This window comes from Streptomyces aureocirculatus, assembly GCF_000720475.1.
In the GTDB taxonomy this organism is placed as follows: domain Bacteria; phylum Actinomycetota; class Actinomycetes; order Streptomycetales; family Streptomycetaceae; genus Streptomyces; species Streptomyces aureocirculatus.
The window spans coordinates 102576-120262 of sequence record NZ_JOAP01000016.1; the positions used below are offsets into that span (position 1 = coordinate 102576).

The 17687-nt window shown below is 71.6% G+C and carries 13 protein-coding genes and 1 tRNA gene; 10 read left to right on the forward strand and 4 right to left on the reverse strand.

Going from position 1 to position 17687, the window contains the following annotated elements:
* Window positions 1-107: 107 nt before the first annotated feature.
* Window positions 108-3335, reverse strand: a complete 3228-nt coding sequence (locus IG78_RS45800; RefSeq protein WP_078965179.1) for an SUKH-4 family immunity protein — start codon at window positions 3333-3335, stop codon at window positions 108-110.
* A gap of 7 nt (window positions 3336-3342) precedes the next feature.
* Window positions 3343-4323, reverse strand: coding sequence for an SMI1/KNR4 family protein (locus tag IG78_RS0116575; protein ID WP_030563786.1), 981 nt, complete (start codon window positions 4321-4323; stop codon window positions 3343-3345).
* A gap of 256 nt (window positions 4324-4579) precedes the next feature.
* Here IG78_RS0116575 and IG78_RS0116580 point away from each other — a divergent pair, with 256 nt between their 5' ends.
* Both IG78_RS0116580 and IG78_RS0116585 read left to right on the forward strand, forming a co-directional pair.
* Window positions 4580-5161, forward strand: coding sequence for a YwqJ-related putative deaminase (locus IG78_RS0116580; protein ID WP_030563788.1), 582 nt, complete (start codon window positions 4580-4582; stop codon window positions 5159-5161).
* 83 nt (window positions 5162-5244) lie between these two features.
* Window positions 5245-5736, forward strand: coding sequence for an SUKH-3 domain-containing protein (locus IG78_RS0116585; protein ID WP_030563790.1), 492 nt, complete (start codon window positions 5245-5247; stop codon window positions 5734-5736).
* 72 nt (window positions 5737-5808) lie between these two features.
* On the opposite strand, the gene IG78_RS0116590 is transcribed toward IG78_RS0116585, so the two are convergent.
* On the reverse strand, window positions 5809-7143 hold the full coding sequence (locus IG78_RS0116590; RefSeq protein ID WP_030563791.1) for a sensor histidine kinase: 1335 nt from the start codon (window positions 7141-7143) through the stop codon (window positions 5809-5811).
* Window positions 7144-7320: 177 nt separating this feature from the next.
* Between IG78_RS0116590 and IG78_RS0116595 the strand changes: the two genes are divergently transcribed.
* From IG78_RS0116595 to pth, 6 genes are all read left to right on the forward strand, one after another.
* The gene (locus IG78_RS0116595; protein ID WP_030563793.1) at window positions 7321-8178 is read left to right on the forward strand and encodes a hypothetical protein; all 858 of its coding nucleotides are present in this window, start codon (window positions 7321-7323) and stop codon (window positions 8176-8178) included.
* 28 nt (window positions 8179-8206) lie between these two features.
* A tRNA-Gln gene (locus tag IG78_RS0116600) sits at window positions 8207-8281 on the forward strand.
* A 126-nt stretch (window positions 8282-8407) separates the two neighbouring features.
* Entirely contained in the window at window positions 8408-9886 is a 1479-nt protein-coding gene (gene glmU, locus IG78_RS0116605; RefSeq protein ID WP_030563795.1) for a bifunctional UDP-N-acetylglucosamine diphosphorylase/glucosamine-1-phosphate N-acetyltransferase GlmU, read from the forward strand.
* A gap of 126 nt (window positions 9887-10012) precedes the next feature.
* Window positions 10013-10999: a ribose-phosphate diphosphokinase gene (locus IG78_RS0116610; protein WP_030563797.1), complete on the forward strand. Its 987-nt coding sequence runs from the start codon at window positions 10013-10015 to the stop codon at window positions 10997-10999.
* Between the two features lie 215 nt (window positions 11000-11214).
* Complete coding sequence (locus IG78_RS0116615) at window positions 11215-11805, forward strand: 50S ribosomal protein L25/general stress protein Ctc (protein ID WP_030563799.1); 591 nt, start codon at window positions 11215-11217, stop codon at window positions 11803-11805.
* A gap of 91 nt (window positions 11806-11896) precedes the next feature.
* A complete protein-coding gene (gene pth / locus IG78_RS0116620) occupies window positions 11897-12493 on the forward strand; it encodes an aminoacyl-tRNA hydrolase (protein WP_030563801.1) in 597 nt (198 codons plus the stop codon).
* Between the two features lie 64 nt (window positions 12494-12557).
* On the opposite strand, the gene ppc is transcribed toward pth, so the two are convergent.
* Window positions 12558-15326, reverse strand: a complete 2769-nt coding sequence (gene ppc, locus IG78_RS0116625) for a phosphoenolpyruvate carboxylase (protein WP_030563803.1) — start codon at window positions 15324-15326, stop codon at window positions 12558-12560.
* Window positions 15327-15671: 345 nt separating this feature from the next.
* Here ppc and IG78_RS0116630 point away from each other — a divergent pair, with 345 nt between their 5' ends.
* Complete coding sequence (locus IG78_RS0116630; protein ID WP_051852700.1) at window positions 15672-16703, forward strand: acyl-CoA desaturase; 1032 nt, start codon at window positions 15672-15674, stop codon at window positions 16701-16703.
* Window positions 16700-17419: a TetR/AcrR family transcriptional regulator gene (locus IG78_RS0116635; protein ID WP_030563807.1), complete on the forward strand. Its 720-nt coding sequence runs from the start codon at window positions 16700-16702 to the stop codon at window positions 17417-17419. Before IG78_RS0116630 ends, IG78_RS0116635 begins: the two co-directional genes overlap by 4 nt.
* Window positions 17420-17687 lie beyond the last annotated feature (268 nt).

Here is a 17687-nt window from a genome sequence, read left to right on the forward strand (position 1 = left end):
GCATCGCACGGCCACGCACGGTCTCGTTCACCTGTTCCCCGTACCCCGTACGCGGGATACCGCACCGTCCGACGCGCGGCGCCGGCGCGGTGCGCGCCGCCACCCGGCTACAGCAGGCCGTCCCACATCTGCTCGAGCAGTACGGACCACCAGCTCTCCGGCGACGCGAGGGCCGCCGGGTCGAGCGCGGCGAGCTGCGTCTGGAAGTCGACCGTCCAGCGGCCCGCCTGCTCCTGGTTGAGCCCGTAGCGCAGCCGCCACATCCGGCCGAGCAGGCCCAGGCAGCGCGCGAACTCCGGCAGCCCGGTGTTCACGAACTGCGGCGGCACCGGCGCACCGCCGGGACCGGCCTCGACGGGCACGGCGACGATGTTCGCCGTGCCGTACTGGACACAGATCGCCCGCCCGAAGTCGCTGCCCATGACCAGGTACGAACCGGCGTCGGACGCGGGCTGCACACCCCGCTCCTGCGCCATCTCCGCCAGCGTCGGCACCGGCCGCCCCAACTGGGCCTGCGCCCAGAAGAACGGACCGAAGTCGACGGGCAGACCCGCCACGACGAGCGTGTGCGCCACCACGTCCGGCACCCCCTGCCGGGACACCGACCGCTGGTCGAACCGGAACACCCCGGGGCCGAAAGCCCCGGCGAGCTCCTGCGCCACGCCCTCCGGCGGCACCGCGGGCGCGGGCGGCACCTGCGGCAGCGGCGCCCGCACCGGCGCGGGCCGCGCCGGGCCGTCGGCCACCTGGTGCAGCTCGCCCTGGTGCGCGAGCAGTTGGTGCATGCCCTGCTGACGCGACGCGTGGTCCTTGCCGTACGGCGCGATCGAGGTGATGCGCGCCTGCGGCCAGGTCTCCCTGATCATCCGCGCGCAGTACGCGCCGGGCAGCTCGCAGGACTCCAGCTCGGTGTGCAGCTCCAGAACCTGGTCCGGCGGGATGTTCAGGCCGCGCAGCTCATGGAAGATCTGCCACTCCGGGTGCGGCGTACCGGGCGCCGAGCGCCGGATGACCTGCTGCTCGGAACCGTCGGGCGCGCGGTAGCGCAACACGGCCTGGTAGCCGGGGCCCACGGTGGGCTGACCGGTCGGCGGCTGCGGATAGCCGTACGCCTGGCCGGGGAGCGGGCCCGGGCCCATGCCCGGGGCGGGCAGGGGCATGCCGGGGGCCCCCGGACCGCCGGGGGCGCCGGGAACACCGGGGGCGCCCGGAGCACCCGGGGCGCCCGGAGGCATGGGCGCGCCGGGCGGCACAGGCGCACCCGGGCCGCCGACGGCCGGTCCGGCGAGCATGGTGGCGGCGTGGTGGACGCCGCCCGGGCCCGGGGCGCCGGGAGCACCGGGGGCTCCGGGAGGCTGCGGAGCGCCAGGCGTGCCGGGAGGGCCGGGAGGCTGCGGGGCGCCAGGCGCACCCGGCGCACCAGGAGCACCCGGCGGCTTCAGGCCCCCGCCCAGGCTCGGGTCGGCGAACATCGTCGCCGCGTGGTGCACACCGCCCGGCGGCGTCCCCGGGGCACCCGGGGCACCGGGCGGGCCGGGAGGCTGCGGGGCAGCGGGCGCGCCCGGCGGCTTCACTCCGCCACCCAGGCTCGGATCCGCCAGCATCGTCGCCGCATGATGCACGCCACCCGGAGGCGTACCCGGGGCACCCGGAACACCCGGGGCTCCCGGAGGCTGCGGCGCACCCGGTGCGCCAGGTGCCGCGGGCGCGCCGGGCTGCTGTCCCTCGGGGCCGAGGGGCGACATGAGCTGGGTCGGTACGTAGCCACCCGCGGGCGCCCCCGGGGCACCCTGCGCACCCGGAGGCTGCGGAGCACCAGGAGCACCAGGAGCACCCGGCGCCCCGTGTGTACCGGGCGCACCCGCGCCGGAAGCGGCCGCGCCCTGCGGATAGCCGTACGTCGGCGCCGGCGGCGGCGTGGAACCGGCCGGTGCCGAACCGGCGGGCGGCGGCGGAGTGTTCGGACCACCGACCGGCGGACCAGCAGGCGGCGGCACGGCGGGGCCACCCGGCACCTGACCGGCAGACGGCGGCACCGCAGGACCACCCGGCACCTGACCAGCAGACGGCGGCGGCACGGCGGGACCGCCCGGCACCTGCGCGGCGTGCGGCGGCACGGCGGAGCCACCCGGCGCCTGACCAGCAGACGGCGGCACCGCAGGACCACCCGGCACCTGACCAGCAGGCGGCGGCGGGGCGCCGGGACCGCTCACCACGGCTCCCGGGGCCGGTGGCGGGAGCTGCGCGCCAGCACCCTGCGCACCCGCGCCCGCACCCGCACCCTGCGAATCCGCGCCCTGCGCACCCTGCGCGCCCCCCTGCGGCTCGTCCAACGCCGGGGCGATCGCCGTCCGCGGAAGCTGACTGCCGCCCGACATCAGCGCGGTCTTGGCCTCCGGCGACACCGCGGGCGGCCGCTCGTCGTCGTGGTCCGCGGCGGCGCCCCCGCCGTCGAGGCGCAGCGGCGGCGAGAACACCGTCGCGGGCAGCGGCACCGCGACGTCCTCGTCGTCGATGCCCGTGTTCGTGTCCGTACCGGCCCACGGCGTCGACGACGCGGGCACGCTCGGCGCGGCCGGGCCACCGTCGGCGCCCCCCGCCACCGACGCACCGCCGGGCGCACCGGCAGCGGGCCAGGGCGTGCCACTGCCGGGAGCGGCGGGCGCGGCCGGAGCCGACCCGGGTGCGGGCGTCGGCGTCGCGGACGAGCCGGACGCGGCAGCGGCACCGTACGGCTCGGACACGGCCGCCGGGTCGGAACCGCCGGACGCACCCGCCGCCGCCGAAGAAGCCGACGGACCGGAGGGAGCAGCGGACGCGGCGGATGCAGAAGGAGCTGCGGGCTCAGCGGAAGCAGCGGAAGCAGCGGACACAGAAGGAGCGGCGGGCGCAGAAGGCGCTGCGGAAGCAGAAGGCGCTGCGGGCGCGCCGGACGGCGAGTCGGCGTTCCTGCGGTCCGGGATCCCCAGCTTGTCCGCCGCCTCCTGCAACCACTCCGGCGGAGTCAACAGGAACGACGTCTGGTTCAGATCCATCCGCTGCGGCGCTGCGGGAGCCGGTTCGGGCGCCGCGTCCGGCACCCCGTACTCCTCCTCGTACCGACGAATCACCTCACCCACCGGCAGCGCGGGCCACAGCGTCGCCTCGCCGCTGTCCCGGGCGATGACGAGCCGCTGGTGGCCACCGTCCGAACGGGGGCCACCCTCGCGGTCCTCCGCCCACACCACGAAGCCGAGCTCGAACTCCCGCACCCGCACCTCGCGGTGCCCGGGCCCGGGCACCTCGCCGTTGATCCATTCCTCGGCGCGCTCCTGCGCCTGCGCGAAAGTCACCACGGCCAGCTCACACTCCCACCGGGACGGCGTGCGCGAAGCCGCCGTCCACCATCAGGTTCGCCACGGTCTCCAGCTCCGGCGGGCTGCCCGCGAGCCGGGACAGGAACGCGTCGAAGTCGTCGCCGCACGGCAGCAGCAGCCGCCGGACGCGCTCGGCGGGCGCCATGGACGGGTCCACGTCCCGCGCGTCGTCGTACGCGCAGAACCACACCGAACCGATCCGGTCACCCTTGACCTTCACGGCGAGCAGACCACCCTGGACGAAACCCACGCCCAGATAGTCCTTGGTGAGATGGTCGCGCAGGCACTTGTTGACGTACACCAGATCGTTGACGGCCGCCTCGTCGCGGACCGTGAAGAACGGCTGATCCACCAGGAGGCCCAGCTCCGCGTCGAGCGCCGTACCGACCGGGGCGCAGCCGCCCGCCGCCTTCAGGAAGGAGCGGTAGGCGCCCGGAAGCCGGTACCCCAAGTCCTCCTCCACGCCCACGACCTGGCTCTCCGTGACGGCCACCGCCGCCTTCGGCAGGGCCAGGTGCGCGGGACGGGTCTCCTGCAGCGGACGGGTGCCGCGCTTGTCATGGTCGACGGGCGCGGTGGCGATACCGCCGTGATGCCGCAGCAGCGCCTTGACCTCCACAGGGACCAGCTCCAGACGGCGGCTGTTCGGCACGTGGTGCCAGGTCCAGCCGTGCGGGGTCGCCACCGGCGGGATCGTGTCCCACAGCTCGTGCCCCGACGCCGCGAGCGCCGCGTTCGCCGAGACGTAGTCCGTGAGCCGCAGCTCGTCCACGCCGAAGCCCTCGGGCGGCGCCGCGATCTCCGCCGCCCCGCGCGCGTACGGCGAGAAGTCCGGATAACCCACACCGTCGACGCGCACACCTCTGGGATGCCGGGCGGCACGGACCGGGTCAGGGAAGTGCACCACCTGACCTGCGTAGGCCGCGTTCGGCGGCGCGGCCTGCTCCCCGAGCCGACCTGTCGTCATGGCGGTTGCCCCCTGCGGCACTGTGAGGTTCACGGACAGCGACAGCCTATGCGTAAGCACGACACCGGTCACCGGGCCGCCGATTCCGTGACCACCCGCCACGGGACCGTCACCCAGAGCCGAAACCGGGACCCCTGCCAGGCGTGTCGGACAGCCCCAGCTTCCGCACCACGCGCCCCATTTGGCAATCTGTTCCCGCAACGCGGGGGCGCGGCACCGGCGGCTGACGCCGCGGGGACGGGGAGGGAAACACCACATGCATACGGCACGAACCAGCATGCCCGGCAGCACCGGCACACCCGCCACCGGCCGGGCGGCCGCACACCCGGCACCCGGCACCGGCAGGACCGCCACCGCCGAAGCCGGCGACCCACGCGTCGGCTGGAGCAGCGAACCCGTCGGCGCCCCCGTCCTGCGCCACCGCCGCGACGGCATCCTGCCCACCGTCGCCGCCGCGCTCTCCGTACGCGGCACCACCCTCACGGGCACCCCGCGCCGCGGCGAGGACCTCCCCGAGCTGCACCCGCTCGTACAGGACTTCCTCGACACCCTCACCAGCGGCCAGCGCGAACGCTTCACAGGCCGGTGCGCGGAAGCCGTCCTCATCTCCCGGCACATCGCCGCGGCCGACGCCACCCGCTCCAAACGCGCCTCGCGCAAACCCATGACCAACGGCGAGGCCCGCAAGGCCCTCAAGCACGCCAAACTCACCACCCGCCGCATCCGCGAGGACGGCGACCCCCTGCACGGCGCCTTCGCCCGGCCCTGCCGCTCCTGCACCGCCCTCACCGCGCACTTCGGGGTCCGTATCGTCGAACCACCCACCCCCGACGCGTGACGCGGGCCGCCCGCCGCCTGACGACCCCCGGCGCCCACCACGCCGGCCGCCGCCATCCGCACCCGCACCACGAGGGCCGAGCCATGCACACCGAGAACTCCACCCGCTTCCCCGTCCCCGTCGACGCCGCCCTGCGCACCGCCGGCTGGCGCCCCGGCCGCTGGGACATCAAGCAGGCCGAGATCTGGGCCGACGTCCTGCGCAGGCACACCTCGCCCGCGGGCCACGAGCACTCCGTGTTCCCCGCCGCCGTCGAGGCCTGGGCGGAGTTCGGCGGACTGCACATCACCCCCCAGGGACCCGGCCGCCAGATCGCACCCGCCACCCTGCACCTCGACCCGATGTACGGACTCCACCTGGCCCGCACCCTCGGCGACCTGGGCCGGGCCCTCGGCACCGAGGTCTGCCCCATCGGCGAGGAGACGGAGACCCAGGCGCTGCTCGCCGTCGACGTGGAGGGCCGCGTGTACAGCCTCGACCACAGCGGCGACTGGTACCTCGGCCAGCACATCGACCAGGCCCTCACCACCCTCGTCGCGGGAACCCAGCCGGTACGGCTGACCACTACGGGCTGACCACTACGGGCTGACCCCTGTGGGCTGAGCCCCACGAGCCGACGCGAAGACTTCAGCGTCCGGTGAGGAAGATCACTGCCCGACGGCCGCCGGAAGCACCGCCGACACCCTGAAACCGCCCGCATCCGTCGGACCCGACACGAACACCCCGCCAAGGGCGGTCACCCGCTCCTTCATACCCACCAGGCCGTTCCCCCCGCTCGGCAACCGCGCGTCTCCAGGACCCGCCTCCGGCGGCGGCCCGTTCTCCACCTGCATGGCGATCTCGGCCGAGCGGTACGCGAGCCGCACGAACGTCTTCGCACCCGCCGCGTGCTTGTGGACGTTCGTGAGCGCCTCCTGCACCACCCGGTACGCCGTCTCCTCCACATCGGCCGCGCACGCCCGCGTCTCGCCCTCCACCGACAGGTCCACAGCCATGCCCGCGGCCCGCGACTGACCCACCAACTCGTCGACCTCCGCCAGGCACGGCCCGTCCACCGGCTCAGGCTCATCGACGGACCTGGCACGCGACGCGGCCTGCGCGGCGGCCTCACCCACAGCGGCAAGCGGCACCGGAACGGGCACCGGAGCAGGCTTCGGCGGCGCCTCGTCCGCCCGCAGCACACCCAGCATCTGCCGCAGCTCCGTCAGCGCCTGCCGCCCCATGTCCCCGACCAGAGCCGCGTTCTTCACCGCCTTCTCCGGGTCCTTGCGGGCCACGGCCTGCAACGCCGCCGCATGCACCACCATCAGACTCACCCGGTGCGCCACCACGTCATGCATGTCCCGGGCGATACGGGTGCGCTCCTCGCCGCGCGCCCACTCCGCACGCTCCTCGGCCCGCTCGGCGAGCAACTGCAGCTCACGCTCCAGGCTGTCGGCGCGCTCCCGCAACGACTCCATCAGACGGCGCCGCTGCCCCACGTACAGACCCAGCAGGACCGGCGGGGCGGTGACACCGAGCGAGGTGGTGATGGCGATGAACGGTATGAACCCCTCACCTATCGTCACGTCACCGTCGGCCATGTCCTGGTTGGCGCGGACCAGCGTGACGATCAGCGTGCCCACCAGGGACATGCCCGCGAGGGCGCCGATGATGCGGCGCGGCAGCTCGGAGGCGGCGAGGGTGTAGAGACCGACGATGGCCATCAGAATGCCCATCCGGGCCGGGGTGATCGCGACGGAGAACAGCACGACCGCGATCGGCCAGCGGCGCCGCAGCACCAGGGTGGACCCCGCGAGCACCCCGAAGACCACACCCACGGCGGCCGGGATGCCCGCGTCCGAGGCGAACTGCACGCCCTCGGCACCGCACTCCGCCGCGGACGCCAGGCCGAGGCCCGCATCCAGGACGGCACTGCGCCGCCGCTCCCACCACCACGGCCCGGTCCCGGCCGCCGTGTCGCTGTCCCCCGTCGTGGTCATGCCTTCCAGCGTACGGGCGCCGGCGCTCCCTTTTCCGGTGAGTTTCGGGCTCCGTGATCCAGGGAACGGCGGGGCCCGCGGAGCCTCGGCGGCAGCGAAACCGCCCAGTAATCCTCGAACAGGTGAATCGCCCGCATATTCGAGCCGGACGTCCGCATTCCGGACGAGGGTGGCCGTATGACCGAGATCATCGGCCGGTACGCCGATTACGAGACCCTCCGCGACCAGGCGGTCGCGCTCCGGCGCGCGGGACACAGCCTGCGCCAGATCCGCGACGAGCTGAAGGTCTACAACAACGACCTCCTCCAACGCCTGGTCCAGGGCGAACCGCCACCGGAGTGGACGCGGCGGCCCAACGCCAAGGACGATCTGCGGGCGCGGGCACGGGAGTTGCGGCTCCAAGGGCTCACGTACGACCAGATCGAGATGGAGCTGGGCTGCTCCAGGAGTTCGGTCTCCCTGTGGGTCCGAGATCTGCCGAAGCCACCGCGGCGGGACCCCTCGGAGCAAGCCAGGCTGGCGGCTCGCAAGCGCTGGGAACACGAGTCCGCGATGCGGGACGAGGAGCGGCGAAGCACGAAGGAGGCGGCCCGGCAGGAGGTCGGGCACATGTCGAAGCGCGAGCTGTTCCTGGTGGGAGTAGGCCTCTACTGGGCCGAGGGCGGCAAGGACAAGCCGTACGACCGCCGGGAGAACGTCACGTTCGTCAACAGCGACCCCGGCATGATCAAGGCCTTCCTCGCCTGGCTCGACCTGATGGGAGTGGAGCGGGGACGCGTGCGGTTCTGCGTGATGATCCACGAAACCGCCGACGTGACGGGCGCCGAGCGCTACTGGGCCGATCTCGTCGGCGCGGACGCCACCGCCTTCAACAAGACCACGATCAAGAAGCACAACCCGAAGACCGTCCGCAAGAACGTGGGGGACACCTATCGCGGTTGCCTGGTGATCAAAGTGCGGCAGAGCGCCGACTTGTACCGTCGCATCGAGGGCGCTTGGTGCGGCATAGTAGAGGCCGCCAGCTCAACGGACTGATTGTTTGTCCGTTTTGGGGCGTTTGCTATCCCCTGTGGTGTAATAGGCAACACGGGTCACTTTGGATGATTTGTTCCAGGTTCGAGTCCTGGCAGGGGAGCCACGTCACACAAGGCTCAGGTTCGGGTCCTGACCGCGCGGTCGGGACCCGCCCTCATTTCCGCCCCCCTACGCCCCGGTATCCTGCGGATGACCACCCCCAGAGCATCCGAAGCCGAAGGGCACCCCTGTGAGCGCCAATCGCCCGGCAGCCGTCGTCGTCCTTGCAGCGGGTGAGGGCACCCGTATGAAGTCGGCCACTCCGAAGGTCCTGCACGAGATCTGCGGCCGTTCCCTCGTCGGGCATGTGCTCGCCGCTTCCCGTGAGCTCTCGCCGCAGCGGCTCGTCGCCGTCGTAGGGCACGAGAGCGAGCGCGTCAGGGCGCACCTCGCCGCGATCGACCCCGAGGTCCTGACCGCCTACCAGGCCGAGCAGAACGGCACGGGTCACGCCGTGCGCATGGGCCTTGAGGCGCTGGGCGGGACGCCCGAGAGCATCGACGGCACGGTCGTCGTGGTCTGCGGCGACACCCCGCTGCTCACCGGCGCGACGCTGGCCGGGCTCGCGGAGACGCACTCGGCCGACGGCAACGCCGTGACGGTCCTGACCGCCGAGGTGCCCGACGCGACGGGTTACGGCCGCATCATCCGGGACGGCGCGTCCGGCGCGGTGACCGCGATCGTGGAGCACAAGGACGCGACCGCCGCGCAGCGTGCGGTCCGGGAGATCAACTCGGGTGTGTTCGCCTTCGACGGGCGGCTGCTGGCGGAAGCGCTCGGCAAGGTGCGTACGGACAACAGTCAGGGCGAGGAGTATCTGACGGATGTCCTCGGCATTCTGCGTGCGGCGGGGCACCGGGTCGGTGCGTGTGTGGCCGGTGACCACCGGGAGATCGCCGGGATCAACAACCGGGTGCAACTGGCGGAGGCCCGCCGGGTCCTGAACGACCGGTTGCTCACGGAGGCGATGCTGGCCGGGGTCACCGTGGTCGATCCGGCTTCCACGTGGATCGACGCGACCGTGACGGTGGAGCGGGACGCCGTGGTGCATCCGGGCACTCAGCTCCAGGGCGCCACGCACCTGGGTGAGGGCTGTGAGGTGGGGCCGAACACGCGCTTGCTGGACACGCAGGTGGGTGCGGGTGCGCGGGTCGACAACACGGTGGCGAACGGTGCCGTGGTGGGAGAGCGGGCGAGTGTCGGCCCGTACGCGTATCTGCGGCCGGGCACCCGGCTCGGTGTGCAGGCCAAGGCGGGTACGTATGTGGAGATGAAGAACGCGACGATCGGTGCGGGTACGAAGGTGCCGCACCTGAGTTACGTGGGTGATGCGACCATCGGTGAGCAGAGCAATATCGGTGCCGCGAGTGTGTTCGTGAACTATGACGGTGAGGCCAAGCACCACACGACGGTGGGGTCGCACTGCAAGACGGGTTCGGACAACATGTTTGTGGCTCCTGTCACGATTGGCGACGGTGCCTACACCGCTGCCGGCTCTGTGATCACCAAGGATGTGCCGGCCGGTTCGCTGGCCGTCGCCCGTGGCCAGCAGCGGAATATCGAGGGCTGGGTGGCCCGTAAGCGTCCGGGGAGTGCCGCGGCGAAGGCTGCCGAGGCGGCGTCGTCCGGGGCGTCGGAGGCTGCCGGGAAGCCGGTTGGCGAAAGCTGACCGGAAACAGGTGCGCCAGACACCGCGTAACGTGATAGGCGCACGAAACCTGATGGGTGCACGAAATTTCGGCTGGTTGGCGCGAGAGTTCTCGCGGCCAGGGAACACGTCTGAGGAGACTGTGCTGTGAGCGGGATCAAGACGACCGGCGAGAAGAAGATGATGTTCTTCTCCGGCCGCGCCCACCCCGAGCTTGCCGAGGAGGTCGCGCACCAGCTCGGTATCGGTGTCGTACCGACGAAGGCCTTCGACTTCGCCAACGGCGAGATCTATGTGCGTTATCAGGAGTCGGCGCGCGGGGCCGACTGTTTCCTGATCCAGAGCCACACGGCTCCGATCAACAAGTGGATCATGGAACAGCTCATCATGATCGACGCGTTGAAGCGGGCCTCGGCGCGGAGCATCACGGTGATCGTGCCGTTCTACGGCTATGCCCGTCAGGACAAGAAGCACCGTGGCCGGGAGCCGATCTCGGCGCGTCTGGTGGCCGACCTGATGCAGACCGCGGGTGCGGACCGGATCGTGACGGTGGATCTGCACACGGACCAGATCGTCGGTTTCTTCGACGGTCCGGTGGACCATCTCTTCGCGCTGCCGATCCTCGCGGACTACGTGGGCACCAAGGTCGACCGGGACAAGCTGACGGTCGTCTCGCCGGACGCGGGCCGGGTGCGGGTTGCCGACCGCTGGTGCGACCGTCTGGGTGCTCCGCTGGCGATCGTGCACAAGCGGCGTGACAAGGACGTGGCCAATCAGGTCACCGTGCACGAGGTCGTCGGCAATGTCGAGGGCCGGGTCTGTGTCCTGGTGGACGACATGATCGACACCGGTGGCACGATCTGCGCCGCTGCCGACGCGCTGTTCGCGCACGGTGCGGAGGATGTCATCGTGACGGCCACGCACGGTGTGCTCTCGGGTCCCGCGGCGGACCGGTTGAAGAATTCGAAGGTCAGCGAGTTCGTGTTCACCAACACGCTGCCGACGCCGAACGAGCTGGAGCTCGACAAGATCACGGTGCTCTCGATCGCGCCGACGATCGCCAACGCCGTCCGGGAGATCTTCGAGGACGGCTCGGTGACCAGCCTCTTCGAGGAGCAGGGCGACTACGCGTAAGCAGCGGCGCAAGCACCGGCGCAAGCAGCGGGTGCAAGATCCTTTTGGTGCGGCCTCCGTCGCCGAGTAGACTGTCGAAGTTGCTCGGCGAGGGAGGCCGCACTCGTGTCCGCAGGGGCGCGGTGTGTGGCGGTCCGTTATCGACGCGCTCTTCGTAGCAGGCCAGTCGTGGCCGGGTGACTTCATCAGTTCACCTTTTCTACGAGGAGTGCTCCATGTCTGAGGTCAAGCTCGTCGCCGAGACCCGTACCGAGTTCGGCAAGGGCGCCGCCCGCCGCATCCGCCGTGAGGACAAGGTCCCCGGCGTTCTGTACGGCCACGGTGCCGACCCGGTCCACATCGCGCTGCCCGGCCACGACCTGCTCATGGCCCTGCGTACGTCGAACGTCCTGATCTCCCTGGACATCGACGGCAAGACCCAGCTCGCCATCCCGAAGGCCGTGCAGCGTGACGCTCTCCGTCAGGGCATCCTGAAGCACGTCGACCTGCTTCTGGTGCGCAGCGGCGAGAAGGTCAACGTCGAGATCCCCGTGCACGCCGAGGGCGAGCTGGCCCCGGGCGCCAACCTCCTGGAGCACGTCCTCAGCACGCTCCCGGTCGAGGCCGAGGCCACCCACATCCCGGAGTCCCTGACGGTCTCCATCGCGGGCCTGACCGCCGGTGACGCGGTCCTCGCCAAGGACATCAAGCTGCCTTCCGGTGTCTCCCTGACCGTGGAGGACGACACCGTCGTTCTGCAGATCCTGTCCGCGCAGGCCGAGGAGGCCCCCGCCGAGGGTGAGGGCGACGAGGCCGCCGAGGCCTGATCCGCACACTCCTCGCAGTTCCGACCGCCGCTCAGCGCCCAGGCGCTGGGCGGCGGTTGCGCTATGAAGGTGCCATGAAGGAGACACACAGATGACGACGGACCCCAGCGCCCCCTGGCTGATCGTGGGCCTCGGCAACCCCGGCCCGGGGTACGCCATGAACCGGCACAATGTGGGCTTCATGGTCGCGGATCTGCTCGCGGGGCGGATCGGCGGCAGCTTCAAGCGGGCGGGCAAGGCGCAGGCGCAGGTCCTTGAGGGCCGGATCGGCCCGATGGGTCCCGGCAGCCGTCGTGTCGTCCTCGTCAAGCCCATGTCGTACATGAATCTGTCGGGCGGCCCGGTCACGGCGCTGCGCGATTTCTACAAGGTGCCGACGGCGAACGTGGTGGCGGTCCATGACGAGCTGGACATCGACCATGGCACGCTGCGCCTGAAGCTCGGTGGCGGCGACAACGGTCACAACGGTCTGAAGTCCATGACGAAGGCGATGGGTCCGGACTATCACCGGGTCCGTTTCGGCATCGGCCGTCCGCCGGGCCGGATGCAGGTCGCCGACTTCGTCCTGAAGGACTTCTCGGGCGCGGAGCGCAAGGAGCTCGACTACTTCGTGGACCGGGCGGCGGACGCCGTGGAGTGCCTGGTCACCGATGGTCTGGAGCGGGCGCAGAGCACGTACAACTCCTGAGGGTCCGATCCGGCCCCGTCGTCACGACGAGTGACGGCGGGGCCGGAGTGCGGTGCGGCGGGGGTCAGCCGGTGTTGCGCAGTCCCGCGGCGACGCCGTTGACCGTGAGCAGCAGGGCGCGGGCGAGCAGCGGGTCGGCTTCGGCGCCGGTGGCGGCGGCGTCGCGCTGGCGCTTGAGGAGGGCGACCTGGAGGTAGGAGATCGGGTCGAGGTAGGCGTCGCGGATCGCGAAGGTCTGCTGGAGGACGGGGTTGGAGTCGAGCAGTTCCCTGCCGCCGGTGACGCGGAGCACCTCGGCGACGGTGAGGGCGTGTTCGGCCTCGATGTCGGCGAAGACGTGCTTGAGCTCGTCGGGCACCAGGGTGTCGACGTAGTGGCGGGCGATGCGCAGGTCCGTCTTGGCGAGCGTCATCTCAACGTTGGAGATGAAGTTGCGGAAGAAGTGCCAGTGCTCGTGCATCTCGTCGAGGACGCCGTCGAGGCCGGCTTCGCGCAGCGCCTTCAGGCCGGAGCCGACGCCGAACCAGCCGGGGACGATCTGCCGCGACTGGGTCCAGCCGAACACCCACGGGATGGCGCGCAGGCCGTCGAGCGAGACGCCCGAGCCGGGGCGGCGGGAGGGCCGGGAGCCCAGGTGGAGGTCGGCGAGCTGGTCGACGGGTGTCGACGCGAGGAAGTACGTCGGCAGGTCGGGGTCCTCGACCAGCTTGCGGTACGCGGAGTGGGCGGCGTCGGAGACGACGTCCATGGCGGCGTCCCAGCGGGCCAGGGCCTCGTCGGACTGGCGGGGCGAGGTGTGCAGGGCGGAGGCCTGGAGGGTGGCGGCGACCGTCAGTTCCAGGTTCTCGCGGGCCAGGGAAGGCACGAGGTACTTGTCGGAGATGACCTCGCCCTGCTCGGTCACCTTGATCTCGCCCTCCAGGGTGCCCCAGGGCTGGGCGAGGATGGCGTCGTGGGAGGGGCCGCCGCCGCGGCCGACGGTGCCGCCGCGGCCGTGGAAGAGGCGCAGGCGTACGCCGTACCGGTGGGCGACGTCGCGCAGGCGCCGCTGGGCGCGGTGGATCTCCCACTGGGAGGTGGTGATGCCGCCGAACTTGGAGGAGTCGGAGTAGCCGAGCATGACCTCCTGGACGTCGCCGCGCAGGGCGACGAGGCGCCGGTAGGAGGGGTCGGCGAGCATCTCGTCGAGGATGACGTCGGCGGCGCGCAGTTCGTCGGTGGTCTCGAGGAGCGGCACGATGCCGATCTTGGCCCAGCCGGCGTGCAGGTCCAGGAGGCCTGCTTCGCGGGCGAGGACGGCGGCGGCGAACACGTCGTCGGCGCCCTGGCACATGGAGATGATGTATGACTCGATGACCTCGGGCCCGAAGACGTCGAGGGCCTTCTTGACGGTCCCGAACACGCCGAGGGTCTTCTCGCCGGCGGCGTCGAGCGGGGCGGGCGAGGGGGCGAGGGGGCGGCGGGAGCGCAGTTCCTTGGCGAGCAGCTTCTGCCGGTACTCGCGCGGCATGTCCGCGTACCGCCAGGATTCCTCGCCGAGGCGGTCGAAGAGCTGGCCGAGGGCGTGGTGGTGGGCGTCGGCGTGTTCGCGGACGTCCATGGTGGCGAGCTGGAGGCCGAAGGCGGCGAGGGTGCGGATGGTGCGGTTCATGCGGCCGTCGGCGAACAGGGCGCCCTTGTGCGCGCGCAGCGACGTCTGGATGAGCGTGAGGTCGTGCAGGAGCTCGGCGGTGCCGAGGTAGTCGCGGCCCGGCTCGTGGACGGTCCCCTTGGCCAGGCGCTGCTTGGTGTTCTCCAGCTTCTGCCGGATGCAGGTGGCCTTGAGGCGGTAGGGCTCCTCGGCGTTGAGGCGCTTGTAGCGCGGGCTGATCTCGGGCAGCCGTTCCACGTCGCTCTGGAGCGAGGTGAGGAGTTCCTCGGTGGCGCCGGTGTAGCGGATGGAGTTCGACAGGAAGCCGCGCAGTTCGTCGATCAGGTCGAGGGCGTCGTTGATGCCGTGCTCGTGTTGGAGGATCAGGACGTCCCAGGTGACCTGGGGTGTCACGTTGGGGTTGCCGTCGCGGTCGCCGCCGATCCAGGTGCCGAAGGTGAGGGGGCGGGTGTCGTGGGGGACCTCGACGCCGACGCGTTCCAGCTCGGCGGTGAGGTCCTCCAGGACGTCGCCGACGGCGCCGGCGTGCAGCTCGTCGAGGTAGTAGATGGCGTTGCGGGCCTCGTCGGCGGGCTCGGGGCGGACCACGCGGAGCTCGTCGGTCTGCCAGACGAGGTCGATGTTCTCCGCCAGACGGGTGTCGTGCCTGCGCCGGTCGGACTCGATGACCGGGGTCTCCAGGAGCGCGGCGACGCGGCGCAGCTTGTTGAGCACCGAGCGCCGGGCGGCTTCCGTGGGGTGCGCGGTGAAGACGGGGCGCACGTTGAGGTGCTCGACGGTCCGGCGCAGGTGCTCGGGGTCGGCGTCCTTGAGGCGGTCCGCGGTGCGGGACAGGAGTCCGCCCTCGGCGGCGCGCTTGGCGCGCAGCTCACGGCCGCGGTGCACCTGTTCGGTGACGTTGGCGAGGTGGAAGTAGGTGGAGAAGGCGCGGACGAGCTTGGCGGCCGTCTCCAGTTCGGTGCCGCCGAGCAGCCGGGCGGCGGCTTCGCCGTCCTCCCGGGTGAGACGGCGGACCTTTTCCACCAGGTCGAGGAGTTCGGGGCCTTCCTGGCGTACGAGGGTCTCGCCGAGGAGGTCGCCGAGGCGACGGATGTCGGCGCGCAGCTCGCTGTTGGTGCCGTTCGAGGAGGGCTTTGTGCTCGCGGCGGCCTGGCTTGCGGTCTGGTCGTCGGCACTGCTCACAGGTGCGGCTCCTTGCGGTGAAGCCCGCCGTCTGCCGGTCGGAGACGGGGGGTGGGCACGTCTGGGAGGGGTCCCGGCGGTGGCACCGGGGGAGATACAGAGCGGACCGCGCTGTCCGACCGGTCCAAGGATAGGTGTCGATGCGATCCGGCCGTTTCTCGGCCTCGTGCCGCGTCCGCGCGCCACGACGCTTACCTGCCCGTAGGTTACGGTCCCGTAGGCGGTGGCATAGGCGGGCCGCAGCGTGGGAACTCACCCGTGCGGGGCGTGCCGGTGCGGCACTCCCCGGCCCGCACGTGCCCGCCCGGTACGTGCCCTCACCCTCGATCCCCCCAGGGAACTTCTATGACCGCAAGCCCCGACGTCATCGACGAGACACATCAGGCGCCCCCGGGCGCCCCGCTCCCGCCCGCGACCCTCGGCGGTGAACAGAAGCGCTCCTTGGAGCAGATCACGCTGCTGATGTTCATCGTCGTCCCGTTCCTGGCTGTGCTGGCCGCGGTGCCGCTGGTCTGGGGCTGGGGGGTGAGCTGGCTCGACCTCGGCCTCCTTGTGTTCATGTACTTCCTGGGCTGCCACGGCATCACGATCGGCTTCCACCGGTATTTCACGCACGGCTCCTTCAAGGCGAAGCGGCCGCTGCGGATCGCTCTCGCGGTCGCTGGTTCGATGGCCGTGGAGGGTCCGGTGGTGCGCTGGGTGGCCGACCACCGCAAGCATCACAAGTTCTCCGACGCGGAGGGCGATCCGCACTCGCCGTGGCGCTTCGGTGAGACGGTTCCGGCTCTGCTGAAGGGGCTCTGGTGGGCCCATATCGGATGGATGTTCGACGAGGAGCGGACGTCGCAGGAGAAGTACGCCCCCGACCTGGTCAAGGACCCGGTGATCCGCGGCATCTCGCGTCAGTTCCTGCTGTGGACGATCGTCTCCCTGGCGATCCCCCCGCTGGTGGGCGGCCTCGTCACCATGTCCTGGTGGGGCGCGTTCACGGCCTTCTTCTGGGGCTCACTCGTGCGGGTGGCGCTGCTGCACCATGTGACGTGGTCCATCAACTCGATCTGCCACGCGGTCGGCAAGCGCCCCTTCAAGTCCCGTGACCGCTCCGGCAACGTGTGGTGGCTCGCGATCCTGTCCTGCGGCGAGTCCTGGCACAACCTGCACCACGCCGACCCGACGTCGGCGCGGCACGGTGTGCTGCGCGGGCAGCTCGACTCGTCCGCGCGGCTGATCCGCTGGTTCGAACAGTTCGGCTGGGCGTACGACGTGCGGTGGCCGTCCAAGTCCCGTGTCGAAGGCCGCCGCAAGGTTGCGGACGAGGGCGCTGCGAACGCCCCGCTGTCCTCGCCGGGCGAGCATCGGGCCGCAGACGCGGCATGATGGACCACGTGGCGACCGACTCCAGCACACCGAGCACGACGCGCTCCGCCCGGGCCTCGCAGGGCCCCGCGAGTTCGAACACCGACAAGCCCCGGCGGGCCCGCCGGACCCGGATGACGGGCGCCGAGCGCCGTGAGCAACTGCTGGACATCGGGCGCACCCTGTTCGCCGACAAGGGCTTCGAGGGCACCTCGGTCGAGGAGATCGCGGCGAAAGCCGGCGTCTCCAAGCCCGTGGTGTACGAGCACTTCGGCGGCAAGGAGGGTTTGTACGCGGTCGTCGTGGACCGTGAGATGCGCCAGTTGCTCGGCATGGTGACCGGCTCCCTGACCGCCGGTCACCCCCGGGAGCTGTGCGAACAGGCCGCCTTCGCGCTCCTCGACTACATCGAGGAGTACACCGACGGCTTCCGCATCCTGGTCCGCGACTCCCCCATCCCGCAGTCGACCGGTACGTTCGCGTCCCTGATCTCCGACATCGCCACGCAGGTCGAGGACATCCTCGGCCAGGAGTTCAAGACCCGCGGCTTCGACCCGAAGCTGGCTCCTCTGTACGCCCAGGCCCTCGTCGGCAGCGTCGCCCTCACCGGGCAGTGGTGGCTCGACGTCCGCAAGCCGAAGAAGGCGGAGGTCGCCGCCCACCTCGTCAATCTGGCCTGGCACGGCCTCGACGGCCTCGAACCGAAGCCCCGCCTCATAGGCCACCGCAAGAGCTGACACCGTCCCTCAGCGCCGGCTGCCCCTCCCCTGCCGGGGCGGACGCTCCGTACGCATGCCTGCGGATGCCTCCGGCCCGCCGGGGTGGCTGCCCGCCCGTCCTCCCGGGCCGGGCTGGAGTGTCCCTCCGTCTCGGGCCCGGTGCGGCCCGGTGGCGAATTTCCGCCGCGCTGCGCGCGGCGAGTTTCCCACCCACCCACCCGTTACCCCGCGTCGTGGGTTTGGCCGGGGGGGTGGGGGGCGGTGCCGGGGGCGCGGGGTTGTCGGG

Bases quoted from the DNA above. Each gene is read 5' to 3' on its own strand.
- IG78_RS0116575 (WP_030563786.1), bottom strand. From the start codon at position 4,323: ATGACGACAGGTCGGCTCGGGGAGCAGGCCGCGCCGCCGAACGCGGCC.
- IG78_RS0116580 (WP_030563788.1), top strand. From the start codon at position 4,580: ATGCATACGGCACGAACCAGCATGCCCGGCAGCACCGGCACACCCGCC.
- IG78_RS0116585 (WP_030563790.1), top strand. From the start codon at position 5,245: ATGCACACCGAGAACTCCACCCGCTTCCCCGTCCCCGTCGACGCCGCC.
- IG78_RS0116590 (WP_030563791.1), bottom strand. From the start codon at position 7,143: ATGACCACGACGGGGGACAGCGACACGGCGGCCGGGACCGGGCCGTGG.
- IG78_RS0116595 (WP_030563793.1), top strand. From the start codon at position 7,321: ATGACCGAGATCATCGGCCGGTACGCCGATTACGAGACCCTCCGCGAC.
- IG78_RS0116615 (WP_030563799.1), top strand. From the start codon at position 11,215: ATGTCTGAGGTCAAGCTCGTCGCCGAGACCCGTACCGAGTTCGGCAAG.
- pth (WP_030563801.1), top strand. From the start codon at position 11,897: ATGACGACGGACCCCAGCGCCCCCTGGCTGATCGTGGGCCTCGGCAAC.
- IG78_RS0116630 (WP_051852700.1), top strand. From the start codon at position 15,672: ATGACCGCAAGCCCCGACGTCATCGACGAGACACATCAGGCGCCCCCG.
- IG78_RS0116635 (WP_030563807.1), top strand. From the start codon at position 16,700: ATGATGGACCACGTGGCGACCGACTCCAGCACACCGAGCACGACGCGC.